Below are 26,221 nucleotides of genomic sequence, written 5' to 3'. Positions count from 1 at the left end.
ATACCTGGTCACACTTTGCCGTTATTCCCGCGCAAACCGTTTGTCAAACCAATTCTGGCACGACGATTGCTTAATTACACGGGACAACGACTCGCAAAGGGCTTATTTTTGCGAGATTTTTTAACTATTTAAAATACAATGGTATTTTTGATCTTCACGCGCAAAAAAATCGAGCATTCACCATGAACACCCCATCGAAACCTTGCGAGATTCGCCGCCTGCTCCTCATATCCATGATCCTGGTACCCGCCATCCCGCTTCTGTTGACTGCGGCTATCGGTTTCTACGCCTTTTCCGAAACCACCAGAGGATACGCCGTCTCCTCCCTGAGCCAGGCCGTGGTGGACCACCGGAGGATGATCGACGACTTCCTGAAGGAACGGCGGGGCGACCTGGAGTCGTTCCTGTCCCTGCTGCCGCCCGAAGCCCTGACCGGGGAGTTCGCCCGGCAGGAGGTCGCGGCCATGCTCAAGACCGGCGGCGGCGCCTTCCAGGACATGGGCATCATCGGCCCGGACGGGACCCACACCGCCTACGCCGGTCCCTATGACCTGCTGAACAAGGACTACCGGCAGGCCCCGTGGTACGTGGAGACCCTCAGAATGGGCTATTACGTCAGCGACGTCTTTCTGGGTTATCGCAACGTGCCGCACTTCGTGGCCGCCGTGGTCAGGCGCATCGACGGCCGCCCGTGGGTCCTGCGGGCGACCATCAACTCCGCCGTGTTCGAGGACATCGTCAACGCGGTCAACATCGGCGACTCCGGCGAGGCGTACGTCCTGAACCGTGAGAACCGGTTCCAGACCGGGCGGCGGTCGGGCGGCGCGCTGCTGGAAGAGGACGACTCCGTCTACCCGCCCCAGCAGGGCGATCTCATGACCTTCACCGACGAGAAGGACGGCGAGGGCTATCTGTCCGCGTCGGCCCCGCTCAACGACGGGAAATGGCGGCTCATCGTCCGCCAGAAGACGGCCGAGGCCTTCAACGACACGGTCATGGCCGGGTACACCGTGCTGCTCTGCCTGCTGTGCGGCGGCGCCGTGGTCGTGGTGCTGGCCATCGTGGTCAGTCGGCGGCTGTCCGACGCCATGGAGGAAAAGACCGAGGCCGTGCGCAAGCTGGAAGGACAGCTGCTCCAGGCCGCCCGGCTGGCCGAACTGGGCGAGATGGCCGCCGGGTTCGCCCACGAGATCAACAACCCGCTCCAGATCATGAAAGCGGACCTGGCCCTGTTCGACCTGACCCTCAAGGACATCACCGAGCGCGAAGCGGACAACGGGGAGAACAATGAAGCGAAGGCCGAACTGACCTCCATCGCCAACCAGCTCAATATCCAGATAGACCGGTGCGCGGCCATCACCCGGGAAATCCTGCGCTTCGGCAGGCAGGACGCCCCCTGCACCCAACCGCTCGAGATGGCCGTCTACCTGCCCAGGCTATGGTCCATGGTCGAGAACAAGGCCCAGGTGCACGGCATCAAGCTGCATTGCGACGTGGCTCCGCACATCCCCACCATCCAGGCGGACCCGGGCCAGTTGCAGCAGGTCATGATCAACCTGGTCAACAACGCCATCCACGCCGTGGTGGAACGCCACGGGAGCGAGGGCGGCGAAATAGAGGTCAGTGCCCAGAAGGACGACAGGGGGAACGCCGTCATCACGGTGTCCGACAACGGCACGGGCATGAGCCGTGATCACCTGGGCAAGATTTTCATGCCCTTCTTCACCACCAAGGCACCGGGCCAGGGCACCGGGCTGGGACTGTCCGTCTGCCACTCCATCATCGACTCCATGGGCGGCGAACTGTCGGTCGCGAGCCGCAAGGGCGAAGGCACCACATTCACGGTGACCATCCCGGGCATGAAGGCCTCCTGACGCGGCGTTTTCCCGGAAGCGGCCAAACCGCTTCCCACTGCGCCCGGTTGATGTCAGGCGCTACAGACACCCATCGATCTCGCCGGTCCGGTCGAGCGACCGGGCCAGTCCCTCCAGCTCGTCCAGGTACGGGGCGTACCGAAGCAGGTAGAAGGAAAGCGCCTTGGAGAAGTTGCGGCCCACGAGGCCGTTCACGAACAGGGTGGCCACCTCCTTCTCTTCCCTGAGTATCTGCTGCGAGGCAACGAACACGGCGCGCTCGTCGCGGGTCATCCGCTCCATGGCCTGGCGCAGGGCATCGCCCGCCCGGGGCTTGTAGGCCCGGATATAGAGTAGATCCAAAGCATTGGCCATGAGGGCGGATACGTGGTCCACCTCCCCGGCCCGGGACAGCTCCATGAACTCGGCGGGCGAGCGCAACGCGTCGAGCATGTTCCGAGTGGGGAAAAGAATCTCCAGACGGGTGAACAGCTCGAACACCTGGCGGATCTTTTCCGTGTAGTCCCATTTGCGCATGGAGATGTTGTACGCCCGGTCGGCCAGTCCCTCGATGATCCCGGCCACGAAGTCCGAGGCCAGCTTGGAAATGACCGCAGCCCAGAGTTGCAGGACCGCCGCAACGTCGGCCACGCCGACAATGGAGAGGAGCGAGCCTATCCCGCCGTTGAGCGCTATGGCCACCGGGATGGACAGGATGGAGCGGAAGAAGTTGGCCATGGCCGCCTTGCGCGGCAGCCCCCGGACGATGTTGTGGCCGGAGATGTAGACGCCGTTGGTCACGGCCATGATGGTGTAGAGCAGGAGCGGGCTGGTGGCCGTGGTGATGTTGAGCCCCCGGTCCAGGAGCATGGACTTGCACAACCAGTCCAGCAGGGGGACGGAGAAGCCGGTGTAGAGCAGGGAGTCGGCGATGCGCTCCCAGTTGATGTAGTCGTTCCAGGCCAGGTGGGGGGATCGGCGGAACCCGCCCCCGCCGAGCACGGACTGGATGACGTTGCGGAAGCCGGTGATGAAAAACCAGATCACCCCGCCCAGGTAGGCGAGCACCCACCAGTCCTTGGTCAGCCAGAAGGTCAGGAAGGCGGGGACGAAACCGGCCACGACCTTGAGCGCGTTCATCAGCGCGGTGTTGAGCCGTCCGAGGGGCGGCCCCCCTTCCTTTGCTTCCTGCTCCTCGAACAGGGTCAGCCCGTTGCCCTCCTGGCTGATGCCGCCCAGGGTGACCACGTCGCCGCAGGCCGTGGCGTCTATGCGCAGCTCGTCGACGTGCCACCAGTGGCGGGTTTGACAGAAGAGCCCGCGCAGGCCCGGCAACCGGGAGGCGAAACGGGCTATCCGGCCGGACAACCCGCCGCCTCGGGGCGGAATGAATTCCACGGAGGCGAAGGCCGACCCGGCCACGGGGATGCAGCTGGAAGGCGGCCTGCGCCGCAGCTCCCGTTGCGCCTTGAACGGCAGGGTTTCCGCCACGGCAAAGCCCATGCCGTGGGTGCGGGACGACCGGCCCGTGGACCCGCTGCCCACGGCGGACTGAAGGGGCGTGCGCCGATAGCGGTCGAGCAGCCGGTTGAAATCCGGAAGAATGGCCTCCAGCCGTGCTGCCCTGTCGTGGTTGTCCGGCTCATCACGGAACCGCTCGATTCGGTTGCGGATCATCCGCTTCAGGACCACGGCGTTCTGCTCGTTGATGGCCTGCTGCAACTGGCTGAACGGCCTGCGCTGCCGGACCTGGAGATCGGTCAGGAACTTGGTGTTGAAGACCTCGAAATGGGTGATGCGCCCCTGGCAGTCGTAGAGTATCTCGATGACGTCGGACAGGTCGAGGTCGGCCAGGATGAGGGTCAGGCTGCTGGACGGGCACGCCCTGCGCAACCGGGCCGTCAACTCGGCGGGCGTCAGACTGAGCAGCTCCGGGCCGTCCTCGCCGGACACCACGTCCGGATCGGGTATGGCCGGGTTTTCCGCCGGGAGCAGGTAGCGCGCGATGAGCGTGTCCGCATCCAGGGCGTCGAGGGACTCGACCTGCATGGCGATGGCGGCCTTGGCGTCGTAGTCCGCATCCACGTACTCCCGGCGCAGGGCTTCGACCCGCTCGGCGAACAGGGGCAGGGCCTCCTCGTGGATATGGTTGCCCAGGTGGTAGACCGACGGCTGGCCCGTCCCGATGACCCGCTCCACGGCGCGGTAGTCCACGGGCGGCAGGGAAATGCCGAATTCCTGGCGGATGGACTCGCGGTGCACTTCGTTGAAGGCCGTGGTCACGTCGCGCACGTAGCGGGTCCGCCGCGCCTGCACCTCCTGGCCCAGGCGCATCAGTTCCCGGACCGGCTCCTGGCGGAAGAACTCCTCGATGTCGCCGTCGTCCCGCAGCCCGTTGGGCCCCCAGACGATCTTGACGTACCGGTCCCGGAAGCGCGCCCGGAACTCGATGCCGATGCTGGCGTTCACGCCGAGTATGCGGGCCGAGGCGAACAGCTCCCTGGCCACGGCAGGGTCCATGAAGTTGTAATAGACCACGGTCAGGTTGCGGATGCCCTTGACCCAGGCGTCCATGATCAGGTGGGTTGCGGATTTGCGCCCCTTGCTGTTGGCGTCGTGGACCCGGTCGTCAAAGGTGATCTGGTTCCACTCCTCGGGCATTTCCAGAAGGTGGTACTTGCGCAGCTGCTTGCGCAGGAAGCCGACCTTGCCGATGGCCGCCCGCCTGAAGTCGTGGGCAAGTTCGAGTTGCCTGTCCTCCATGCCTTCGGCCCGGATCAGCTCCTTGCCTATCTGCACCAGGACCCGCGCCCGGTTGTTGCGCATGCTCCCCCTGGACGCAGCCAGGGTCTCGTCGCGCAGGGCGTTGAGCGCCTTGATGCGGTCGGCGGCCTGATCGGACTTGAGCGACTGCAGCAGGTGCATGATGGCGTAGCCGATGCGCAGGCCGGGATCGGCGGCCAGCTCCTTGATGCCGTGGGGCCGGAGGTACGGTTCCAGGATGGTCTTGAAATGCGACCGGTCCACCCCCCGCTGCATCAAATCATTCAGGATTTCAAGCAGCTTGTAGTCATTGGCGTCGTAGTACAGCGAACGAAAGGGCAAAATGTCTCTCCAAGGTTGGTTGTCACGCAACCGTAACATGCACCAACCATGCCTTGCTAGACCCCTCTCCCATATCCCCGCCCCGGAAATCACAACCCTTCCAAGCCCGGAAGCGGGCTTCAGCCCCCCGCCCCATTTCCTCCCCACCCTCTCTCCACTCCCGCGTCCAGGCCCCGGCGATCTATCACGCAAAGTTGTTTTGCGCAATTTTTCTTAATTTAGATCAATTATATTAGACTTTTGTGTTTGGCACACCGGTTGCTAAACGAAATTCATATTCGTTCAACAACGACGTTCAAAACGCATGGTGGCAACATGGAACAAATGACAATCCTGCTGGTGGACGATGAAGAGCGGCTGCTCAGCACCACAAAAAAACTCTTCGATAAAATCGGCATTGAGGCCCTGACGGCCAACTCGGGCAGGGAAGCGCTGGAGCTGCTCCAGTCGCGTGAAGTGGACGTCATTTTCCTCGATATCAAAATGCCCGGGATGGACGGCATCGAAACCCTGCAGCGCATCAAGAAGAGCCATCCCCTCACCGAAGTCATCATCCTCACCGGGCACGCGACCATGGAAACCGCCGTGGAAGGACTGAAGCTCGGTGCCCAGGACTACCTGATCAAGCCTGTGAGCATGAAGGATTTCCTCAAGAAGGCGGAAGAGGCCTTCGAGAAAGTCACGCTCCAGAAACAGAAAATCCGTTCTGCCCGCATGGCCGAAGCCGATGGCGGACAGGACGAACTGCGATAGCAAAATCAAGGAGGTTGTAATGGTAAAAATCAAGGTCCTCATGGTCGACGATGAGGAACGATTCCGCGTCACCACGGCGAAAATCCTGGACCGCAAGGGATTCGACACGATCCTGGCGGCCAGCGGTGAAGAGGCGTTGGAAAAAATGGCCGAGAACCCGAATGTCGTCATCCTCGACGTCAAGATGGGGGGACTCGACGGCCACGAAACTCTGAAACTCATCAAGGCCAGGACACCGGACACGCCGGTCATCATGCTGACCGGGCACGGCGGCGTTCCCAGCGCCCAGAAAGCCTATGACACCGGGGCATACGACTACCTGGCCAAACCGTGTGACGTGGATCTGCTGAGCGCCAAGATCAAGGACGCCCACGACTACGCCACCAAGGTCGCCTACATCGAAAAACTGGCGGGCGACATCATGATCCCCCTGGAACGGTACACCCAGATTCCCCTGGAATCCACCGTACGGGACGCCATCAAGGCACTGGAAAAAGCCATGCGCCATCTGATGGCCACGGACAGGCTCATGGACACCGGGCACCGCTCGGTGGTGGTCACCAACCTCGACGGCAGCGTGGCCGGGCTCCTCAGCCCCCAGGACCTCATCGACGCGGTCAGGCCCGAATACCTGTCCGCGCCCAAACCGGCCATGGCCGACAGCCTGCAATACTCCGCCATGTTCTGGCAGGGGCTGTTCACCTCCAGGGTGAAGGAAATCATGGACAAACCGGTCCGCGATTTCATGACCGCGCACATTCCGGTCATCGACGCCCAGGCCAACCTCATGGAGGTGGCCAACACCATGGTGTCCCTCCCGGCCCGGCGCATGCTGGTGCAGGCGGACAACGCCGATGTCGGCGTGGTGCGTGAGCAGGAGCTGTTCTATGAAATCGCCAAAATCATCTCATCGAGCTGATTTAATTGAAGTTCAAAACACAGAGGTTAGACATGGCTCAAGATAAGAAAAAAGCGACCGGTTACGACAAGTATGTCAACTGGAAGCTCTTCATATTCCCGGTTGTCCTTTTCGCTGCGGTCCTCGTCCTCCCCACGCCCAAGGGGATGAAGGACGTGGGCATGCAGTATTCGATCGGCCCCGACAAGGTAGTCGATTTCCTGTGCACCGAGCTCTTCAACAAGGAAAGCGCGGACTGCGAGCAATGGGAGCTCCTCACCGCCCGGATGATGGAACAGAACATGCGCATGGGCGCACTGTCCAAGGATCGTCTCATGAAGCGGGACCTCAAGTGGGCGAAAAAGTACAAGATTCCAGTTGATTCGACCAACTTCAAGCGGGCGTCGGACTTCATCAAGGACTCGGTCTCGGCCGAGGCGTACCTCAAAACCATGAAGAGCGCGTTCGACCTGCGCATGAAGGGGCTCAAGTACGACACCCTGTCCAAGCCGGACCAGAAGAGTGCCGACAAGGGCGCCTGGGACATCAAGGTGGCCATCGCCCTGGTGGTGTTCGTGGTCTTCTGCTTCATGACCGAGTGCATCCCCCTGCCCGGCGTGGCCTTCTGCATCGGCCTGATCCTGGTCTTCACCGGGGTCGTGTCCCGCAGCCAGGTGGCCGGACTCTACTGGTCCGACGCCTGCTGGTTCATCATGGGTTCGCTCATGTTCGCCGCCGCGTTCGTCAAGACGGGCGTGGACAAACGCATGTGCCTCATGATGTTCAAGAAGCTGGCCGTGCCCAACGTTCGCTGGATCACGCTCATCTTCTTCATCGTCATCAGCCCGCTGGCCGCGTTCATCTCGGACCACGCCCTGGCGGCCATGTTCCTGCCCATCGGCATGCTGCTCTACCAGAACAGCCTGTCCGATGAAGTCCCCGAGGACAAGGAGCTGGCCAAGATGCTGATGATCACCATCGCCATGGCCTGCAACATCGGCGGCCCCGGCGCACCTTCGGGCGGCGCCCGAAACGTCATCATGATGACCTACCTGACCGACATGTTCGGCATGGACATCGGATACGCCCAGTGGATTCTCTACTGCATGCCGTTCGTCATCATCATGATCCCCATCACCTGGATCGTGACCAACGTGATCTTCAAGCCCCGCATCACCTCCCTGGCCCCGGCAATGCGCCACCTCGAAGGCGAGATCAGCAAGATGGGCAAGTGGAACAAGCATCAGATCTGGGCGATGATCATCTTCGCGGTCATGGTCTTCGGCTGGTTCACGGAAAAGGAATTCTACAACATGGGCATCTACCCCATCCGGCTGGGCATCGGCGTCATCGCGGTTGCCGGTGCGGTGGCCTACCTCCTGGCGGGCGTGGTCAACTGGCGCGACTACCAGGAAAAGGTCGACTGGGGCGTTGTCTGGCTGTACGCGGGCGCGATCATCTTCGGCCGCACCCTTGACCAGACCGGCGCAGCCTACTGGCTGGCCCAGTCCGTCATCGACATGCTGGCCCCGCTGGGCATGGACCAGGGCATCCCGCTGATGCTGACCTCCAACGGGCTGACCGCCGTGCTGACCAACCTGATGGCCGACGGCCCGGCTGCCGCCGCGGTCGGTCCCATCACCCTGAACATGGCCAGCATCGTGCACCCCGGCACCACCTTCCTGCCGTTCATGGCCATGGCAACGGCGGTCGCTTCCTCGTTCGCCTACTGCCTGATCATCGGCACGCCGCCCAACGCCATCGTCTACGCCTCCGGTTACCTGGAGCCCAAGGACTACATCAGGGTCGGCATTCCCATGTGGTTTGTCGCCAACATCATGATCGTCGTCCTGACGGCGGTCTACTGGAGCGGCATCGGATTCAACAACCTGCCCGGCTTCTGACGAAGCTGAGGCGGGACATATATCCCGGCGGCCCCACGGGGCCGCCGGGCCAACAAGGAGAACAGACATGGAACGCAACAACGACGAACAACGATCCTTCTTCCACAAGGCCGGCGTCACCTACTACACCAAGCGGACGGAGCGGCGGGTTCTCTTCCTGCTCACCCTGGCCATGCTCACCTGGGGCGTCATCGACTACGCCATGACCCATTTCTAGGGAGACCTCACCATGGAAGCCACCACCGCCCGGACCTCCACCAAGCTCGGCATCAAGGAATACTTCGAAATCATCTTCGACGTCATGCGCTCCCCGGCCCGCCACTTCGAACGGGCCGCAGCCGAGACCGGCTCGCGGAGGGCGCTGCTTTTCCTCATGATCTCCGGCATCTTCTACTGCTCGGTTTCCATGACGTATTTTTTCGAGAACTCCCTGGTCATGGGCGTGGTCATGATGGCCAACGCCGTGCTCATGCCCGCGTTCGCGGCCGTGATCACCTTCATCCTGCTCGGCATGACCGGGCAGGGGCGCGTGCCCTTTGGCCGGGTCTTCAACATCTACGCATACGCCAGCGGCGCGGTCATGGTCGTGTCCTGGATACCGGGGCTGGCCATCATCATGGAGCCGGTCCGCGCCGTACTGGTGGGCATCGGCCTGGTCAAGATGCTCGGCATCGGCAAGGTCAAGGCAGGGCTGATGGTGATCCTGACCGGTGTCCTGCTGCTGCTTTTCTTCTGGAGCGCGGCCCCGCTCGTCTTGGAGCTCAAATCGATTGTTCAGTGAGGATGCACCATACTCCTTCCAGCGCAAACACTACGGTGCATTCCCCTCCCCTCCGGTCGGGGGCGCCCCCTGCCCCCGACCCAGGAAGGGCAACGCCCGGGAGAACCGACATGAAAAAGATACGCCTGCTGCTCGTTGACGATGAAAAGGACTTCCTGACCGCCTATTCGCGCCGGTTCATCCGCAGAAACGCCGAGGTGACCATCGCCTCAAGCGGCCCGGAGGCCCTGGACAGGATCGGGGAAACCGACTTCGACGTGGTCATTCTCGACGTCATGATGCCGGAAATGAACGGCATAGAGACCCTGCGCCGCATCAAGGCTGCGGCCCCGGACCTGCCGGTGATCATCCTGACGGGCCATGCCGACCACAAGACCCTCATCCAGGGCATGGACATGGGGGCCTTCGACTTCCTGCTCAAGCCGGTGGGAACCGACGAGCTGTTCTTCAAGGTCATGGACGCGGTCAAATCCCGGTCGCGGACGCGGTCCTAACCCCGGAGGCATGACATGAAGACAGCCATCAAGACCTTTTTCAACTTCATCCACAGGCAGCAGGACCGGGACGCGGAAACCAGGGGCACGTTCCTGGCCAAGTCCGAAAATTTCCGGCTGCTGCTGGCGGCCAACAACAAGGCCCTCGAGACCATGGCCGAGATGCAGGAAGCGACCCGCTCCGGGTCCGTTCTCGGCATCGCCCACGTCCGGGCCCAGAGCCTCAAGGTGGCGGCGGGCGTGCGCCAGATGATCGAACGCCTCTGCCGCATGGCCCCCGGCAAATACGAAGAGCTGCGGGGCGTGTTCAACGACATCGTCCAGTCCATGGACCAGACCCTGAACGCCCAGGCGGCCAGACCCACCGGCCCGCTCATCCTGTACATGGCCGATATCCGGGCCGGGTCCATGCCCGAGACCGGGTCCAAGATGGCCCTGCTCGGCGAGGTCCGTTCTGCCCTGGGCGTCAACGTGCCCGACGGATTCGCCGTCACGGCCTCCGCCTTCCACCTGTTCATGGAGCGGACCCGGCTCGCCGACGAAATCAACCGCCTCATCCAGATTCACGGATGCCGGGACCTGGAGGAACTCCGCGCACTGGAGGAGTCCATCCGCCGTGCCATCGACCTGGCCCCCCTGCCGCCCGAGCTGGAGACCGCCATGCGCACGGCCTGCGAGCGCATGGGCGACCCCCTGCTGGCCGTGCGCAGCAGCGCCCTGGGCGAGGACTCGGAACGGGCCAGCTACGCGGGCCAGTTCCTGTCGAAGCTCGGCGTCAGGCCGCGCCGGCTGCCCGACGCCTACCGCGCGGTCCTGGCCAGCCTGTATTCGGCCACGGCCATGACCTACACCCTCAACCGGGGGCTCAGGGAAGACGAGATGGTCATGCCCGTGGGCTGCATGGAGATGGTGCGTGCCGCAGCGGGCGGGGTGGCCTACACCCGCTTCCCCATGGGCAACAACGGCCGCCGGATCGTCATCAACGCCGTTCCGGGCCTGCCCTGCGCCGTGGTGGACGGCAGCTCCCAGGCGGATTCATGGGTCATCGACCGCAAGACCATGGAGGTCCTGGACCGGGAGATCGCGGAAAAGAGCGTGCGCTACGTGCTCCGCTCCGACGGCAGCGTGGGCAAGGAAAAGGTCTACGGCGAGGCGTGCATGGCCCCGGCCATCTCCGAAACCGACGCCCTGCGCCTGGCCCGCACCGCCGCCCGCATAGAGGAACATTTCAAGCACCCGCAGGACATCGAGTGGGCGCTTTCGCGCGACGGCCGGATCACCATCCTGCAATGCCGCCCCCTGGCGGTCTGCCGATTCCCGGTCTCGCCGCCCCCGGACAACGACGCGGACAGGCCGTTCACCCTGCTCAGCGGGTGCATCCCGGCCAGTCCCGGCGCGGCCTCGGGCTACGTGTTCAAGGTCGGGACCGACGACGACATGCTCCGCTTCCCGGACGGCGCGGTCCTGCTGGCCCGCAACGCCCGGCCCCAGCTATCCGCCCTGCTCCCGAGGGCCTCGGCCCTGGTCACGGAATACGGCAGCGCCGCCGGGCACCTGGCCAACGTGTCCCGCGAATTCGGCATCCCGGCCCTGATCGGTGCGCCGGGCGCCATGGAGCGGCTGTCCGGCGTGTCCATCGTCACCGTCAACGGCTCCACCGGCACCATCTACCTCGGCCACCGGCAGCAGCAGATTCACGACGCAGCCGAACGGAACGAGCCGCGCAAGCCGACCAACGTGACCCAGGCCCTTGAAAGCGTGCTCACGTTCATCTCCCCCCTGAACCTGACCGACCCGGAGTCCCCGGACTTCAGGCCGGACCGGTGCCGGACCCTGCACGACATCGCCCGGTTCTGCCACGAAAAGGGCGTGGCCGAGATGTTTGCAGGAGGCAGGCGGCCCGAGGGCAGCGCCCGCCGGCTCAAGGCCGGGCGCACCATGCAGTACTGGCTGGTGGACATCGGCGGCGGCACGTCGGGCTCCGACGACGACAAGACCATCAGCCTGGAAGACGTCCGCTCCAACGTCATGCAGGCCCTGTGGAAGGGCATGACCGCCGTGCAGTGGGAAGGCCCGCCCCCGGTCTGCGTCAAGGGATTCATCTCCGTGCTCACCAGTGCGGCCCAGAACCCGGCCCTGTCGCCGGGCGCCGCCAACGCCATGGGCGAGCGCAGCTACTTCATCGTGGGCCGGAACTACTGCAACCTGCAGTCCCGCTTCGGCTTCCACTTCTGCACCATCGAGGGATTCGCCGGGGACGACCCCAATGAGAACTACGCCCTGTTCCAGTTCCAGGGGGGCGGCGCGGACATGCTGCGGCGCAACGCCCGGGCCCGCCTGGTGGCCGACATCCTGGAGCTGCACGGGTTCATCGTCGAAGTCCGGGACGACGCCCTGTTCGCCCGACTGGAGGGCGTGTCGCGCCAGGCAGCCGAGCAGGCCATGGCCATGCTGGGCTACCTGCTCATGCACACCCGGCAGATCGACATGGTCATGGCCGACCCCGAGGCCATCCTCCGCTACCGGAAGCGGTTCGAGACGGACATCGAAACCCTCATGGCGGAAATGGGACACGAGCCCGGCACGGCGAGGTGCGCGTCATGACCGCCCCATCCTACGTCCGGCTCAAGTGGAACCTAGTCCTGACCACCCTCGGCCTGTCCCTGGTCCCCCTGTTCGCCCTGGGCTACGTCATCCATTCCGAGTTCAAGCAGGCCTACGAGGAAAAGCTGACCGGCAACCTGGTGCTCACGGTGGCCAACAAGCGCGACGCCATCGACATGTTCCTCAACGAGCGGGTCACCCAGCTCCAGATGCTGGCCGACATGCACACCTTCGAACAGATGAAGGACCAGCACCACCTGAACACGATGTTCAAGGCCATCCACGAGCGGTCCCGTTCCTTCGTGGACATCGGGGTCGTCGGCCACAACGGCCGCCACGAGGCGTACTGCGGCCCCTTCGACCTGAAGGAGGTCAACTACAAGGACGAGCCGTGGTTCCACCAGGTCATGCTCAAGGGGCTGTACATCAGCGACGTGTTCATGGGCTTCCGCAATTTCCCCCACTTCATCATCGCCGTGAAACGGCAGGAGGCGGGCAGGACCTGGATTCTGCGGGCCACCATTGACTCCGACGTGTTCACCTCCCTGGTGCGCAACGTCCGCACCGGGCGGCTGGGCGACGCCTACCTGGTCAACGCGGCCAACGAGCTGCAGACGCCCTCCCGGTTCGGCGGCAAGGTGCTGTCCAAGGCGGCCCTGCCCGCCGACGCGGGCGGCCAGGGCATCGAGATCCGGCGGTGGGCGAGCAGGGGCACGAAGTTCGTGGCCGGGACCACGGTCCTGGCCCACACGGGCTGGCGGCTCGTGATCATGGAGAACCCGGACGAGGAGCTCTCGCCCCTGCTCCGCTCCCGGACCCTGGTCTACATCCTGCTCGCAGCCTGCGGCCTGATGATCTTCGTGGGCGCCTACGCCACGGTCAATTCCATGGTCAACAAGCTCAGGCTCTCGGACCGGGAGCGGGCGGCCATGGACGCCGCCGTGCTCCAGTCGAGCAAGATGGCCTCGCTGGGCAAGCTGGCCGCCGGGGTGGCCCACGAGGTCAACAACCCCCTGTCCATCATCCGCGAGAGCGCGGGCTGGATACGGGACATCATCAACGACGGAGAGCTGGGGGAAGGACCTGCCGTGGACGACCTCCAGGAGGCCCTGGGCGACATCGACCGCCACGTGGAACGGGCGCGCACGGTCACCCACCGCATGCTCGGCTTCGCCCGCCGCATGGAACCCCTACACGAGGACGTGGACCTGAACATGCTGGCCAACCAGACCACCTCGTTCCTGGAAAACGAGACCCGGCACAGGGACATCAACGTCGCCTGCGAGCTCGACCAGGAGCTGCCGCTGATCACCACCGATTCCAACCAGTTGCAGCAGGTCATCCTCAACCTGCTGGAAAACGCCATCGACGCCGTGGGCGAAAACGGCTCCATCACCCTGTCCACCCGCCGGGAGGGCGACCGGGTGGTCATGGACATATCCGATACGGGCGCGGGCATCGCCAAGGAACTGCTGCCCAAGGTGTTCGACCCGTTCTTCACCACCAAGGATGCCGGGGAAGGGACCGGCCTGGGCCTGTCCATAGTCTACTCCACCCTCAACAAGCTCGGCGGCACCATCGACGTGCGCAGCGAGCCGGGCCGGGGCACCACCTTCACCATCAGCCTGCCGCTGAACTGCCCCTATTTCCCCGGCTGCAAGGAGGAATGATGTCCAGAATACACGTACTCGTCGTTGACGACGAACCCGATTTCCTGAAGCTCATCAAGCGCCGCCTGACCAAACGCAACCTGGACGTGGACACTGCGGCGTCGGGCGAGGAAGCCCTGGAATTCCTGCGAAGCGGCAACGTGGACGTGGTCATACTCGACGTCCGCATGCCCGGGCTCGACGGCATCGAGACCCTGAAGGAAATACGCAAGCGGTTCCGGGAGACCTCGGTCATCATGCTCACCGGCCACGGCTCCATGCAGTCGGGCATCGAGGGCATCAGCCACGGGGCCTACGACTACATCCTCAAGCCCTTCTCCATCGACGACCTGCTCGAACGCATCAGGGCGGCCTTCGAGCACGCCCAGCTCCGCAGGAAGGAAGGGGACAAGGCATGAACCTGTCGCGAGCCCGGCGCATCGTCCGGCTGGGGCAGTACGCCTGCCCCGCGTCCTGCGTGGCCATCGCGGCCATTGCCTGGGAACGCTCCGCGGCAGGCAACGCGGCCACCGTGGGCGTGGCTCTCGGGTTGGCCGCGGCCGTGTGGATGCTGCTCCGGATCTCGACCCGCCGCCTGGACGAGGCCAGCCGGGAGCAGGCGGACATCGGCAAGCAGCTGATCCAGTCCCAGAAGACCCTGGCCCTGGGCGAAATATCCACGGGCATCGCCCACGAGATCAACAACCCCCTGAACATCATCATGCAGGAAGCGGAACTGATCCGGGTCACCCTCGTCTCTCCCCCGTCGCCCGAGGCCATGCAGGAGATCCAGTCCAGCCTGGACGTCATCTTCGCCCAGGTGAACCGCTGCTCGGACATCACCCACAAGCTCCTGGACTTCGCCCGCAGCCGGAGGACGGTGGCCCAGTTCGCCGACATCAACCGCCTCATGGAGGACATGCTGACCCTGGTGGAGCGCGACACCGTGCCCAAGAACATCCGGGTGGTCCGCCTCTTCGACGAACACATGCCCATGGTCATGACCGACCCCCCGCTCCTGCGCCAGGTCTATCTCAACATCCTGATCAACGCGGTCCAGGCGGTGAAGAAGGACGGCCTGATCTTCGTCACCACATACTCCACCAATGACCGGGCGTGCGCCGAAATCCGGGACACCGGGCCCGGCATCCCGCCCGAGGACTGGGCGCGGGTGTTCAACCCCTTCTACACCACCAAGCAGCCCGGCGAAGGCACGGGACTCGGCCTGTCAGTGAGCCTGCGCATCGTCAACGAACTCGGCGGCTGCATCACAGTGGACTCCCCTCCCGACAGGCAGGGGGCACGGTTCACGGTCTGCATCCCCAGAAACCCCGGAGGTACGCATGACGACCAAGATACGCATTCTCGTCGTGGATGACGAAGACCGGTTCCGCGAGTCCATCGCCCGCCTGCTGGCGGCAGAAGGGCACTCGGTGTCCACGGCCCGCGACGGGATGGAAGCCCTGAACGCGCTGGCCGGCAACAGCTTCGACGTGGTCCTGCTGGACATGAAGATGCCGGGGCTGTCCGGAGCCGAGACGTTCAACGAAATCCGGTTGCAGGGCTTTGACGTGGAAACCGTCTGCCTGACCGGGCACGCCGCCATCGACGAGGCGACCCGCCTCCTCCGGAAGGGGGTCTTCGACTACCTGCTCAAACCCGCCTCGGTGGAGGAAATCCTCCAGACCGTAAAGCGGGCCATGGAAAGAAAACTGCTGCGCCACGGCAAGATCGACATGGCACAGCTCATCGACGGGTCCGCCGTGGACTGATCCCGGCCGCCCCATTTCAAGGAGACTCAGCTTGTATACCCCATTCCCCACCGCCTTTGCCCGCAACTTCCTCGGCAACGCGCCCCGCTGGTACAAAGGCGCCATACTCGCGTTCCTGCTGCTCAACCCCATCCTGGTCCGCACGGCCGGGCCCTTTGTCACGGGCTGGGTGCTCATAGCCGAATTCATCTTCACCCTGGCCATGGCCCTCAAGTGCTATCCCCTGCCCGCGGGCGGGCTGCTGGCCGTCCAGGCCGTGGTCCTCGGCCTGACCGGGGCGGACAGCGTCTACAAGGAGGCGCTGGCCAACTTCGAGGTCATACTGCTCCTGATCTTCATGGTGGCGGGCATCTATTTCATGAAGGACCTGCTCCAGTACACCTTCACCCGGATCCTGGTCTCCATCCGCTCCAAGATGATCATCTCCCAGCTCTTCTGCCTGGCCGGGGCGGTCCTGTCCGCCTTCCTCGACGCCCTGACCGTCACGGCGGTGATCATCGCCGTGGCCTACGGGTTCTACAACGTCTACCACCGGTACGTGTCGGGCAAGGACCGGGTCTGCGACCACGACCTGTGCGACGACGACCAGTGCAGGGAAGCCGTCAGGGAGGAGCTGTTCCAGTTCCGGCGATTCCTGCGCAACTTGATGATGCACGGGGCCGTGGGCACGGCATTGGGCGGGGTCTGCACCCTGGTGGGCGAACCGCAGAACCTGCTCATAGGGGCCGAGATGGGCTGGCACTTCTCCACCTTCTTCATCAAGGTGGCGCCCATCTCCATGCCCGTCCTCGCGGTCGGCCTGCTCACCTGTGCGCTGGTGGAGCGGTTCTCGCTGTCCGGGTACGGGGCGAAGCTGCCGGAGAACATCCGCGCGCACATGCTGGAAACGGCTATGGAACGGGAGGCGGAAATGACCCGGTCCGACCGGGCCAGGCTGATCATGCAGGCGGTCTGCGCCCTCTGGCTGGTCATCGGCCTGGCCTTCCACCTGGCCGCCGTGGGCATCATCGGCCTGTCGGTCATCGTCATCCTGACGGCGGTCAACGGCGTGACCGAGGAACACCAGCTGGGCCGGGCCTTCGAGGAGGCGCTCCCCTTCACCGCGCTGCTGGTGGTCTTCTTCGCCATCGTGGCCGTCATTCACGACCAGCACCTGTTCAAGCCGGTCATCGACTTCGTGCTGCACATGCAGGGCAATTCGCAAATGGCCGCCTATTACGTGGCCACCGGGCTGCTCTCCATGATCTCGGACAACGTGTTCGTGGCCACGGTCTACATCACCGAGACCAAGATGCACTTCACCCAGATGCTCCAGGGCGTGCCGGGCATCACCATGTCCGGGCAGGCGCTCATGGACATGCTGACCGATCCCCACCTGGCCCGGGCGGACGTGCTCGCCGGTCTGCCCGCCGAGGCGGCAGGCAGGGCCGGGGAGATCATCGCCAACTTCGACAAGCTTGCCGTGGCCATCAACACCGGGACCAACATCCCGAGCGTGGCCACCCCCAACGGCCAGGCCGCGTTCCTCTTCCTGCTCACCTCGGCCCTGGCCCCGGTCATCCGGCTCTCATACGGGCGCATGGTCATGCTGGCCCTGCCCTACACCATAACCATGTCCCTGACCGGATTTGTCGCAGCCTGGCACATGCAGGACATCGTCCGGTTCTTCTGCGGAGGATGACGCCATGGCCTCAAGCAACCCGACCCCGGAGACGAGGATGAACGATTTCACATACGAAAACATGGGCATCTGCTACTTCAACGGCGAACTGGGCCCGTTCAACGTGGGCGTGGTCGGCACCGGCCCGGCCCTCAAGGTCCTGATCAACATCACCTACAACGAGGCGTTCCGGGAATTCCTGCCGGGCATGGTCCTGACGGCCATCTCCAACGCGACCCCGGAAGACGTGTCCGGCAAATACGACACCTCCTGCCCGGTCTACCCGACCCATGAGGAAATGCTGGCCGCCCACCCCGAGATCAACCTGGTGGTGGAGATCACGGGCAACCGCGCCATTTGCGCCGCGCTCCGGCGGACCCTCCCGGAATCCGTGGCCCTTCTGGACCATCGGGAGGTGATCTTCCTGTGCGGCCTGCACGACATGGCCGTGGTCAAGGGCAACTACATGAATCACATGGACAACCAGCGAACCCTGATCCAATCCATCATCGACGAGATCAGGGAGGACATCTTTCTCCTGGACAAGTCCGGTACCGTGGTGGACCTGAACCGCACCGTCTGGCAGCGGGCGAACCGGTCCCGCAAGGAACTGCTGGGCAAGCCGTGCTGGCACGCGGCGCGCCTGATGGACGGCTCGTCCTTCTGCCAGTCCCTCGACCCGTCCTGCCCCTTCTACAAGACCCTCCAGAGCGGCAGGAAGGAGGAATCCCTGGTCACCCGGATCAACGCCAGCGGGCTGCTGCAGTACTACCGGCTCTATGCGTACCCGATCTTCGACATGCGCGGGAACATGACCCACATCATGGTCATGCACCGGGACATCACCGAACGAACCCACCGGGAGAAGTACCAGCAGCACCGCGACAAGTTCACCATCATCGGCGAGATGTCCACCTACCTGGCCCACGAAATCCGCAACCCCCTGTCCGCAGTGGGCGGTTTCGCCAACTCCCTTTTGCGCTCCCCGTCCCTCGGGGAAAAGGAAAAGGAGAAGGCGCAGATCATCGTGGACGAGACCCGGCGGCTGGACCGGCTGCTGACCGACATGCTCGATTTCGCCCGTCCGGCCCGCGTGCCCGGAGGGACCGTGGACATCCTGGCCGTGTGCACCGACGTGGTGGAGCTCATGGACATAGGCTACGGCGGGCGGGGGTATCGCATGGACATCAGGGCCGAGACGCCCATCCCGGCCGTGCTGGGCGACCCGGACGCCTTCAAGCAGTGCCTGGTCAACCTGATCCGGAACAGCTTCGAGGCCATGCCGGACGGCGGCACCGTCACCCTGGACCTGTCCCTGGTCGAGGACGAAGTGGTCCTCAAGGTCACGGACCAGGGCGTGGGCATGACCGAACAGGAGCAGGACAAGGCCTTCAGCCCGTTCTACACCACCAAGGACGGCGGCAGCGGTCTCGGCCTGGCCATGATCAAGAAGCTCATAGAAGAATATGACGGCACCGTGGAGCTCGCCAGCCGACCCGGTGAAGGCACCACCGTCTCCCTCCACCTGCAACCCGTCCTGGACATAGACGAACAACAGCCCCAAGCCGGATGCGGTGCGTAATCCTCCCAAGAACGCGCCGCACCAAAGGCAGCCCCCCGCACCATCGGGTACGGGGGGCTTTATTTCGGGGTACGGATAACCCCGACAGGGGATGGGGTGGTCTATTCGGAAACGGTTTGCGAGGTCTTGTCGCGGAAGGGGAACGGCGGCCCCTCGTGCTCGGGCGCGCCCTGGTTGAGTTCACGCCGCACCTCCTCGAGGTCGATGATGCGCGGCGGCACCAGGGTGAACCCCGAGGCGTCGCACCAGTCGTGGTTGGTGGCGAATTCGTCGTCGTACCGGACCTCGTCGAGGATGAAGTACCCCCGCTCGCCCATGATGCGGTCCCATTGATGCACCATGAAGTCGAACTTCGCCGGGTTGAACTCCTCGATGTTGCTCCACTTCCAGGTGAACTTGCAGACCTCGTTGTCGAAGCCGAGGACGCAGAGGAACTTGGCCCTGCTGTCGAGATACAGTCTGCGGCGTATCTTCAGGGGGTCGGCCACGATGGCGGTGCGGTCGAGTTCCACGGGCTCGCCGTCCAGGGTGACCCGTATATGGCAGACGTCGTCGATGCGCATGCCCCAGGTGGCGGTGTTGCCCTTGCGCCACCATTCCAGGGCCTTCATGGAGTAGACCTCGGAGCCCTGTTCCTGGATGATTCTGGCCGTCTTTTCGGACACGGGGTGCAATGCAAGATCGCATGAGTGGCCGTGCACGGTGAATTCGAGTTCCATTATCCATTCTCCTTGTTGGATTTTCTGTTTGCCCTGCCTCTGCATATGCAGGGGGCGTGCCTATCCTTCAAGGAATCGTGAATTTATATTACATGCTGATTTAAATGAATAATATCCCGCAAACAACACGCCTTTCGCGCATTGCGCGACCTGCGGGAAGCCGGCGGTACAGTGCGGGGGCATGAAGCGCGCCCCCCCGTACGGGCGGAATATGCGCCACGCGGCTACCGCCGGATGGAGTCGAGGAACTGCTGGAGCTTTTCCAGTTCGATGGGCTTGACCACATAGCCGTCCATGCCCGCCTCGAGGAATTTCTCCCTGTCCCCGACCATGGCGAAAGCGGTGACCGCCGCAATGGGGATGTCCTTGGCGGCTTCCCCGGCCGCGCCGGACCGGATCGCTTTGGTGGCCGTCACGCCGTCCATGACCGGCATCTGGATATCCATCAATATGACGTCGAAACAGCCTTCGCGCACGGCCGCGATCGCTTGCTCGCCATTCTCGACCACGCAGACGTCGTGCCCGGCCTTTTCCAGGAGACGCCGGGTGACCAGGCTGTTCACCCGCTCGTCCTCGGCCAGGAGCACCCTGAACTTCCCGCAGGCGCAGCAGACGCGGTTCGCGGCGACGGCGGGGCGGGGCTGCTCGGGCGCCTTGCTGATCACGAAAGGCAGGACCACGTAAACAGCCGTGCCCCGGCCCACCTCGCTTTCAACGGAGATGCCCCCGCCCATCAGCTGAATGAGCTGCTTGCAGATGGCCAGCCCCAGTCCGGCACCCTGATGCTGCCGCGTGTATCCCTCGCCGACCACCTGGGTGAAGGTGTCGAAGAGCGTGCCCAGCTTGTCGTCGGGGATGCCCTTTCCCGTGTCGGATACCGTAAACAGGATTCGGTACACTTCCGGAGTGCTTGAAGGCAGAACCGAGGCGGAAAGGGCGATGTGCCCTTCGGGCGTGAACTTGAACGCATTGCCGATCAGGTTCGTCATCACCTGCTGCACCCGGAGGGGATCCCCGGCCAGGAAGTCGGGGATGGCGGGATCGATTTCGCAACGCAACGCAACGCCGCTCTGGTCGGCAGTCAGGCGGTACAGGTCGCAGACCTGGCGGCAGGACTCCTTCAGGTTGAAGGGGATGTCCTGGACCATGAGCTTGCCCGCCTCGACCCTGGAAAGATCCAGGATGTCCGTCAACAGCCGCGTCAGCCTCTTGGATGATTGAATTGCATCCACCACGTATCCCGCCTGCTCCATGTCCAGGTCGGAATTCTGCAGCAGCTGGAGCATGCCCAGGATGCCGTTCAAGGGCGTCCGTATCTCATGGCTCATGTTGGTCAGGAACTCCGTCTTGGAGCGGCTGAAGGCCTCGGCCTCCTCCTTGGCGCGCTGCAATCCGTCCCTGGTTTCCTTGCGCTCGCTGAAATCCTCCAGCGTGGCGATGACCTCGGTGGGCGGCCGACCGAGGTTCACCGGATTGAACTGGACGTGCAGATAGGTCTCCTTGTTTCCCGACACCGAGGTATAATAATCCTCATAGGACGACGGCTCCCCGTGCAGCGCCTTGCCGAGGGCCTCCCGCATCTTCCGGTTGCTCCTCTTCAGGGTGTGGAACCCGATCAGCTCCTCGCGGGTGGACCCCATCAGCTCGACGAAAAGGCTGTTGCAATCCAGGATTCGACCATCCACGCTGAAACGGACCATCCCCAAGGGCGAATTTTCGAAAATGACCCGATGCCGGAGCTCGCTGTCCCGCAGTTCCTTTTCAGCCTTCTTGCGCTGGGAGATATCCCGGAACTCGACGGTTCTGACCATCCTCCCCTTGTACGGGATATTCCTGCCTTCCAGCCGGAGCGGGTACTCTTCGCCGTTTTTCCGAACGCCGACGGCCTCGTAGGGCTTTTCATACCCGGCGAGGATATTCCCCATGACCTTTTCCCGGGCGGACTCGCCAATGAGCTGCAACCCGTCCATGCCGATCAGCTCTTCCATGCTGAACCCGGAAATGTCGGCCAGCCCCTGGTTGCAGTCCAGGATGAGGCCCTTGTCATGAATGGCTATGCCGCCGAAGGACGCGTTGTGCAGGGCCTTGAACCGAAGCTCGCTCTCTTTCAACTGGTCCGCGATGCGGTTTCTCCTGGTGATGTCACGGGCCACGCCCAGAACGCCGATCAGCGCTCCCCGATCATCGAGCATGGGCGTCTTGATCGTCTCAAGTTCCTCTATATGCCCGTCGTCCTTGTACTTCACCGTCTCTTCGTTGACCGTAGGCTTCCCTGCGGCCATGGCGGCCCTGTCGTGCCGCCTGAAAGAATCCGCCAGTTCCCTGTCCACGAAATCATAATCCGTCTTGCCGACGATTTCCGCTTCGGGTGCGCCGTACAGTCTTTCGAACCGTTGATTGCAGGAGAGGAACACCCCGTTCACGTCCTTGAGCCAGACGAGATCGGGGATGGTCTCCACCAGGGTGCGCAGGTGGGCCATGTTCAGGCGCAGGGCGCTGATAGCCGCCTCGGCGGCGTCCTTGGCCTCCTTGAGTCCCAGTTCCGCCAGCTTGCGCTCGTGGATATCCGTATGCGTCCCGACCATCCTGACCGTGCCGTCGCTGTCGGAAGAAACGACTTTGGCCCTGGCCAGGATCCACCGCCACTCCCCCGCCTTGGTCAGCATGCGAAATTCGTACTTGAAGGAGCCTCTCTTCTCCAGAGCTTCCCGAAGCAGAGACTCCGTCTCCTCTATGTCACCCTTGTGGACCAACTCCCGCCAGGTCTCATATCCGGGCGGTTTCTCGTCGGGTTCGTAGCCGAGCATGATGAACCACTGGGGGCTGAAAAAGACCTCATGGGTCACGGGATTCCATTCCCACACGGCGTCCCTTGCGGCTTCCAGCGCCAGGCTCAACCGCTCCTCGCTCGTGTGCAGGGCGGCCTCGGCCTCTTCCTGTGCGGTCAGGTCGATGCCCAGGCTGGTGACGTTGAGCGCATGCCCTTCCTCGTTCAAGGTCAGCACGTTGAACCAGGACACGTCCCGGACGTTGCCGTCCCTGGTGACTATCTTGTTCTGGTGCCTGGAATGGGGGCCGACATCATTGCGCCGCATGGTCGCCAGGAACACCTCGCGCACGCCTTCCCGGTCGTCATCGGTCAGGAACAGGTCGAACCAGCTCCTTCCGGATATCTCCTCGAAACCCCACCCGGTGAGGTCGAGAAAATACTGGTTGGCGAACACGATGTTCCCCTCAGGGTCCAGACTGATCCCGATCAGGGGCACATACTCAATGATGCTGTGCCATTTCGATTCCGACTTCTGCAGCTCCCTTTCCAGGAAAGCGACCCGGCTGCCGCCGGAAATAGAATTGTCTTGGGACTCTCGCTTCACCTACGCCTCCTCAAGGCAAAACCCGCAATACATCACACCACTAACCGCGCTACCATGAACAGAGGAAAACGAGAACCCGGTTATAAAATTTAAGTGGTGGGACCCTGAACAAAAAAGGGCGCCAACCGGATCGGTTGACGCCCATGGTCGCGACTGCGGAGCTTGTGGCCCGCATTCCTATTGACGGATTCCTATTGCAGGCGGCCGAAGACCGCGACGGCCTCGTCCGGCGGCTGTTTTTCCACCCGGCGATACTCGCCGCCGTCGGGCGTCCTGTCCACCAGCCCCAGGTCGACCAGCCACCGCCGCAGCAGGGTATGGTCGCAAAAGGCATGGCCCAGGATCAACCGCTCGTCCAGCTCGAGCTCCGACATGGCGGTCCGGGCGGGCAGCCGGGACCAGAGCACCCACAGGCACAGCTCGCGAAGGCTGTGTTTCTTGGGCCAGGTGGACAGTCTGCCATCCAGGTCGAAATACCCGGCGGCCTTCTTGACCCGCTTCCGGTTTATCTCGGCGGGTTCCGGCGCGCCGGGCGCGTCCTGTTCCGCCTTCAGGTGCTGGAAATTCCTGTACCCGCCCGCCTTGGCCAGCAGGTTGAGCATCTCGACATGGCTCGGCACGCGCTCCTGCTCGCCCATGCGCCGCCTGAGCGACCGGGCCAGAGCGGACACGTCGCCTACGTGAATGGAGAAGGGTTTTCTCGACATGGCTTATCCTTTGATTCGCGCCCTTCCGCAAAGGGATCGCCGGTGGTCGCCGACTTCCGACCCGGCACGAGGACAAGTGTCGAATGGAATGAGTATGCAGGCAGGTTTAGCTCCCCAAACGGGGCGGCGACGCCTCGGTGAACTGCCGACCGGCTTCTTCGTTATAAAAAATGCCGGGGAGTTGCAACCCGCCGGAAGAGACAAGACCATGGTGATCGACCCGGCCGACCCGACTAAAATCATGGACCGGGTATTCCCATCCCCACAAATATGGTTACAATCAAAGAACGGATGCATGCCCCCGATATGCCGAACCCCGGAGAAAGCCATGAAGCATGACAAGATACAGGACCGCGCCGCCGGTGCCCTCATGGGGGCCTGGATAGGCGACGGACTGGGCCTCGGCCCGCACTGGTACTACGATCTCAAGGAACTGCGCCGCGACTACGGGGACTGGATCACCGACTACACCGACCCGAAACCGGACCGCTACCACGGCGGCATGAAGGCGGGCCAGCTCTCCCAGTCGGGCATCATCCTTGAACTCATGGTCCGCTCCCTCACCGTACGCGGCGGGTATGACCAGGAGGATTTCTGCCGCCGCATGGATGAGGAATTGTTCCCCCAACTCAACGGCGAACCGCCCCACGGTCCCGGCGGATACACCAGCCAATCCATCCGCGAGGCATGGCGGCGGCGCGTGGAGCAGGGACTGCCCTGGGGCGAGACCGCAGGCCATGCCGACACCACGGAAGCCCTGGAACGGGCCCTGGCCATCGGCATCCGCTACGCCCTCGATCCGGGCGCCATGGCCGATGCCGTGAGCCGGAACACCGCGCTCACCCAGTCCGACGAAACCGTCGCGGCCATGACCGTGGCCTTCTGCGCCGCCCTCGGCCTGGTGGTCAAGGGCAGCAAATTCAACCGGGTCATCTCCGGCAAGCTCATGAAGCTGGTCAAGGACGGCGTCCTGCCCTTCCACGCCGTGACCCGCGACAACCTCAAGCCGCCGCGTCCCGGCGATCCCGACCCGCCGCGCGCGGGCCGCTTCTCCTCGCCCGACGCCCTGCTCTCGCCCGGCTACATGGCCACCGCCGCCGAGGACCCGGACATCCGCATCGAGCCCGCCTGGAAGGTCTCCCTGGTGTACGGCATGCCCTGCGCCATCTACCACATGCTCCCGGCGGCCTACTACCTGGCCGCCCGGTTCCCGGACGACTTCGAATCGGCTGTCCTGCACGCCGTCAACGGCGGCGGGCAGAACCAGATCCGGGCCATGCTGACCGGAACCCTGGTCGGCGCGCAGGTCGGGCTGTCCGGCATCCCGGCGCGGTTCATCGACGGGTTGGAAAAAGGCGAAGAATTGAAGGGGCTGGCCCAGAAGCTGGCCGGACAGGCGACCGGCGAAGCCGACTAGGCCGTACCGCAACCGAATGGAGCAGGCATGACCGACACCAGGCATACCGTGTTGTACATCTCTCACGGCGCAGGCCCCCTGCCCATCCTGGGCGACGAGGCCCACACCGAAATGGTGGCCAACCTCAAGGAGCTGGCCTCCCGCATAGGCAAGCCCTCGGCCATCGTGGTAGTAAGCGCCCATTGGGAGGAGCCCGTGCCCGCCGTCACCGGCGCGGCCCGGCCCGAACTGATCTACGACTACTACGGCTTCCCGCAGGAATCCTATGAGATCGAATATCCGGCCCCCGGCGAACCAAAGCTGGCTGCGGCCCTTCATGGCGCGCTGACCCGAAGCGGTGTGGAGTGCCGCCTCGACGGCCAACGCGGCCTCGACCACGGCGTGTTCATTCCGCTCAAGATCATGTACCCGGAGGCGGACATCCCCTGCGTGCAGCTCTCGCTCATCCAGGGACTGGACCCGGCGGCCCACGTCGCCTTGGGCAAAGGGCTGGTCGGAGTCGAGCACGACAACCTGCTGATCATCGGCTCGGGCTTCTCCTTCCACAACATGCGCGCCTTTTTCGCGCCCGACACGCCGGACACGCGGCAGCAGAACGCGGCCTTCCAGGAGTGGCTCGTCGAGACCTGCGCCACGGACATGAGCGCCAAAGACCGGGAGGACCGGCTCCTCGACTGGGAGTCCGCGCCCCACGCCCGCTACTGCCACCCGCGGGAGGAGCACCTGCTCCCCCTGCACGTCTGCTGCGGCGCAACCGGCCGCCCGGCCGACGACCATTACGGGCTGACCATCTTCGGCAAGCAGGCCACCGCCTTTTTGTGGGAGTGACCCGGCCCGGTCCACCGAGGGGCCGCCCCCTGAAACATATCGAGCGTAAAACAAGGGATTCCGGGTTGTTGCCCGGGTCCCTTCTTTTGCCGATCAGCGCGGTCCTTCCCGAGCAAAAAAA

General features: G+C 63.7%; 20 protein-coding genes. 16 read left to right on the top strand and 4 right to left on the bottom strand.

Going from position 1 to position 26,221, the window contains the following annotated elements; genetic code table 11:
- The first annotated feature begins 182 nt into the window (after nt 1-182).
- Nucleotides 183-1,874: a sensor histidine kinase gene (locus tag OO730_RS12170; protein WP_264981733.1), complete on the top strand. Its 1,692-nt coding sequence runs from the start codon at nt 183-185 to the stop codon at nt 1,872-1,874.
- 60 nt (nt 1,875-1,934) lie between these two features.
- Here OO730_RS12170 and OO730_RS12165 read toward each other — a convergent pair whose 3' ends face one another.
- The gene (locus OO730_RS12165; RefSeq protein ID WP_264981732.1) at nt 1,935-4,958 is read right to left on the bottom strand and encodes a hypothetical protein; all 3,024 of its coding nucleotides are present in this window, start codon (nt 4,956-4,958) and stop codon (nt 1,935-1,937) included.
- 315 nt (nt 4,959-5,273) lie between these two features.
- Between OO730_RS12165 and OO730_RS12160 the strand changes: the two genes are divergently transcribed.
- The 13 genes from OO730_RS12160 (at nt 5,274) to OO730_RS12100 (ending at nt 19,055) form a co-directional block, all read left to right on the top strand.
- Entirely contained in the window at nt 5,274-5,711 is a 438-nt protein-coding gene (locus OO730_RS12160) for a response regulator (RefSeq protein ID WP_323373357.1), read from the top strand.
- A 19-nt stretch (nt 5,712-5,730) separates the two neighbouring features.
- Nucleotides 5,731-6,630, top strand: a complete 900-nt coding sequence (locus tag OO730_RS12155; protein WP_264981731.1) for a response regulator — start codon at nt 5,731-5,733, stop codon at nt 6,628-6,630.
- 32 nt (nt 6,631-6,662) lie between these two features.
- Nucleotides 6,663-8,513 carry an SLC13 family permease gene (locus OO730_RS12150; RefSeq protein WP_264981730.1) on the top strand — a complete coding sequence of 617 codons (1,851 nt, stop codon included), beginning with the start codon at nt 6,663-6,665 and terminating at the stop codon, nt 8,511-8,513.
- A 67-nt stretch (nt 8,514-8,580) separates the two neighbouring features.
- The gene (locus tag OO730_RS12145; RefSeq protein WP_264981729.1) at nt 8,581-8,730 is read left to right on the top strand and encodes a hypothetical protein; all 150 of its coding nucleotides are present in this window, start codon (nt 8,581-8,583) and stop codon (nt 8,728-8,730) included.
- A 12-nt stretch (nt 8,731-8,742) separates the two neighbouring features.
- Nucleotides 8,743-9,294 carry a YIP1 family protein gene (locus OO730_RS12140; RefSeq protein ID WP_264981728.1) on the top strand — a complete coding sequence of 184 codons (552 nt, stop codon included), beginning with the start codon at nt 8,743-8,745 and terminating at the stop codon, nt 9,292-9,294.
- 110 nt (nt 9,295-9,404) lie between these two features.
- Nucleotides 9,405-9,788 carry a response regulator gene (locus tag OO730_RS12135; protein ID WP_264981727.1) on the top strand — a complete coding sequence of 128 codons (384 nt, stop codon included), beginning with the start codon at nt 9,405-9,407 and terminating at the stop codon, nt 9,786-9,788.
- 15 nt (nt 9,789-9,803) lie between these two features.
- A complete protein-coding gene (locus OO730_RS12130) occupies nt 9,804-12,392 on the top strand; it encodes a PEP/pyruvate-binding domain-containing protein (protein WP_264981726.1) in 2,589 nt (862 codons plus the stop codon).
- Entirely contained in the window at nt 12,389-14,062 is a 1,674-nt protein-coding gene (locus tag OO730_RS12125) for a sensor histidine kinase (protein ID WP_264981725.1), read from the top strand. Before OO730_RS12130 ends, OO730_RS12125 begins: the two co-directional genes overlap by 4 nt.
- Nucleotides 14,062-14,460 carry a sigma-54-dependent transcriptional regulator gene (locus OO730_RS12120; protein WP_264981724.1) on the top strand — a complete coding sequence of 133 codons (399 nt, stop codon included), beginning with the start codon at nt 14,062-14,064 and terminating at the stop codon, nt 14,458-14,460. The genes OO730_RS12125 and OO730_RS12120 overlap by 1 nt, the downstream gene beginning before the upstream one ends.
- Nucleotides 14,457-15,419, top strand: coding sequence for a sensor histidine kinase (locus OO730_RS12115; RefSeq protein WP_264981723.1), 963 nt, complete (start codon nt 14,457-14,459; stop codon nt 15,417-15,419). The genes OO730_RS12120 and OO730_RS12115 overlap by 4 nt, the downstream gene beginning before the upstream one ends.
- Complete coding sequence (locus OO730_RS12110) at nt 15,385-15,813, top strand: response regulator (protein WP_264981722.1); 429 nt, start codon at nt 15,385-15,387, stop codon at nt 15,811-15,813. The genes OO730_RS12115 and OO730_RS12110 overlap by 35 nt, the downstream gene beginning before the upstream one ends.
- Nucleotides 15,814-15,844: 31 nt before the next feature.
- Nucleotides 15,845-17,494, top strand: a complete 1,650-nt coding sequence (gene nhaB, locus OO730_RS12105; protein WP_264981721.1) for a sodium/proton antiporter NhaB — start codon at nt 15,845-15,847, stop codon at nt 17,492-17,494.
- Between the two features lie 37 nt (nt 17,495-17,531).
- On the top strand, nt 17,532-19,055 hold the full coding sequence (locus OO730_RS12100; RefSeq protein WP_264981720.1) for an ATP-binding protein: 1,524 nt from the start codon (nt 17,532-17,534) through the stop codon (nt 19,053-19,055).
- 101 nt (nt 19,056-19,156) lie between these two features.
- Here the strand turns inward: OO730_RS12100 and OO730_RS12095 are convergent, their stop codons facing one another.
- The 3 genes from OO730_RS12095 to OO730_RS12085 all read right to left on the bottom strand — a co-directional run bounded on the left by OO730_RS12095 (nt 19,157) and on the right by OO730_RS12085 (nt 23,855).
- On the bottom strand, nt 19,157-19,774 hold the full coding sequence (locus OO730_RS12095; protein ID WP_264981719.1) for a hypothetical protein: 618 nt from the start codon (nt 19,772-19,774) through the stop codon (nt 19,157-19,159).
- Nucleotides 19,775-19,998: 224 nt separating this feature from the next.
- Nucleotides 19,999-23,148 carry a PAS domain-containing hybrid sensor histidine kinase/response regulator gene (locus OO730_RS12090; RefSeq protein WP_264981718.1) on the bottom strand — a complete coding sequence of 1,050 codons (3,150 nt, stop codon included), beginning with the start codon at nt 23,146-23,148 and terminating at the stop codon, nt 19,999-20,001.
- 191 nt (nt 23,149-23,339) lie between these two features.
- The gene (locus tag OO730_RS12085; RefSeq protein ID WP_264981717.1) at nt 23,340-23,855 is read right to left on the bottom strand and encodes a DUF2087 domain-containing protein; all 516 of its coding nucleotides are present in this window, start codon (nt 23,853-23,855) and stop codon (nt 23,340-23,342) included.
- A 328-nt stretch (nt 23,856-24,183) separates the two neighbouring features.
- Between OO730_RS12085 and OO730_RS12080 the strand changes: the two genes are divergently transcribed.
- Both OO730_RS12080 and OO730_RS12075 read left to right on the top strand, forming a co-directional pair.
- Entirely contained in the window at nt 24,184-25,272 is a 1,089-nt protein-coding gene (locus OO730_RS12080) for an ADP-ribosylglycohydrolase family protein (protein WP_264981716.1), read from the top strand.
- 27 nt (nt 25,273-25,299) lie between these two features.
- Nucleotides 25,300-26,100 (top strand): DODA-type extradiol aromatic ring-opening family dioxygenase, encoded by an 801-nt coding sequence (locus tag OO730_RS12075; protein ID WP_264981715.1) that lies wholly within the window; start codon nt 25,300-25,302, stop codon nt 26,098-26,100.
- The last annotated feature ends 121 nt before the right edge of the window (nt 26,101-26,221 follow it).

Origin of the sequence: Pseudodesulfovibrio portus (assembly GCF_026000375.1) — a bacterium.
Lineage (GTDB): Bacteria > Desulfobacterota > Desulfovibrionia > Desulfovibrionales > Desulfovibrionaceae > Pseudodesulfovibrio > Pseudodesulfovibrio portus.
The sequence above is the reverse complement of the archived record's forward strand: the minus strand, read 5'-3'. Positions and strand labels throughout refer to the sequence as shown.

What these genes read in the sequence shown, in the direction of transcription:
- OO730_RS12095 (WP_264981719.1), bottom strand. Translation starts at nt 19,774, where the DNA reads ATGGAACTCGAATTCACCGTGCACGGCCACTCATGCGATCTTGCATTG.
- OO730_RS12140 (WP_264981728.1), top strand. Translation starts at nt 8,743, where the DNA reads ATGGAAGCCACCACCGCCCGGACCTCCACCAAGCTCGGCATCAAGGAA.
- OO730_RS12110 (WP_264981722.1), top strand. Translation starts at nt 15,385, where the DNA reads ATGACGACCAAGATACGCATTCTCGTCGTGGATGACGAAGACCGGTTC.
- OO730_RS12100 (WP_264981720.1), top strand. Translation starts at nt 17,532, where the DNA reads ATGAACGATTTCACATACGAAAACATGGGCATCTGCTACTTCAACGGC.
- OO730_RS12155 (WP_264981731.1), top strand. Translation starts at nt 5,731, where the DNA reads ATGGTAAAAATCAAGGTCCTCATGGTCGACGATGAGGAACGATTCCGC.
- OO730_RS12120 (WP_264981724.1), top strand. Translation starts at nt 14,062, where the DNA reads ATGTCCAGAATACACGTACTCGTCGTTGACGACGAACCCGATTTCCTG.
- OO730_RS12170 (WP_264981733.1), top strand. Translation starts at nt 183, where the DNA reads ATGAACACCCCATCGAAACCTTGCGAGATTCGCCGCCTGCTCCTCATA.
- OO730_RS12135 (WP_264981727.1), top strand. Translation starts at nt 9,405, where the DNA reads ATGAAAAAGATACGCCTGCTGCTCGTTGACGATGAAAAGGACTTCCTG.
- OO730_RS12160 (WP_323373357.1), top strand. Translation starts at nt 5,274, where the DNA reads ATGGAACAAATGACAATCCTGCTGGTGGACGATGAAGAGCGGCTGCTC.
- OO730_RS12080 (WP_264981716.1), top strand. Translation starts at nt 24,184, where the DNA reads ATGAAGCATGACAAGATACAGGACCGCGCCGCCGGTGCCCTCATGGGG.
- OO730_RS12150 (WP_264981730.1), top strand. Translation starts at nt 6,663, where the DNA reads ATGGCTCAAGATAAGAAAAAAGCGACCGGTTACGACAAGTATGTCAAC.
- OO730_RS12115 (WP_264981723.1), top strand. Translation starts at nt 14,457, where the DNA reads ATGAACCTGTCGCGAGCCCGGCGCATCGTCCGGCTGGGGCAGTACGCC.
- OO730_RS12075 (WP_264981715.1), top strand. Translation starts at nt 25,300, where the DNA reads ATGACCGACACCAGGCATACCGTGTTGTACATCTCTCACGGCGCAGGC.
- OO730_RS12145 (WP_264981729.1), top strand. Translation starts at nt 8,581, where the DNA reads ATGGAACGCAACAACGACGAACAACGATCCTTCTTCCACAAGGCCGGC.
- OO730_RS12085 (WP_264981717.1), bottom strand. Translation starts at nt 23,855, where the DNA reads ATGTCGAGAAAACCCTTCTCCATTCACGTAGGCGACGTGTCCGCTCTG.
- OO730_RS12125 (WP_264981725.1), top strand. Translation starts at nt 12,389, where the DNA reads ATGACCGCCCCATCCTACGTCCGGCTCAAGTGGAACCTAGTCCTGACC.
- OO730_RS12130 (WP_264981726.1), top strand. Translation starts at nt 9,804, where the DNA reads ATGAAGACAGCCATCAAGACCTTTTTCAACTTCATCCACAGGCAGCAG.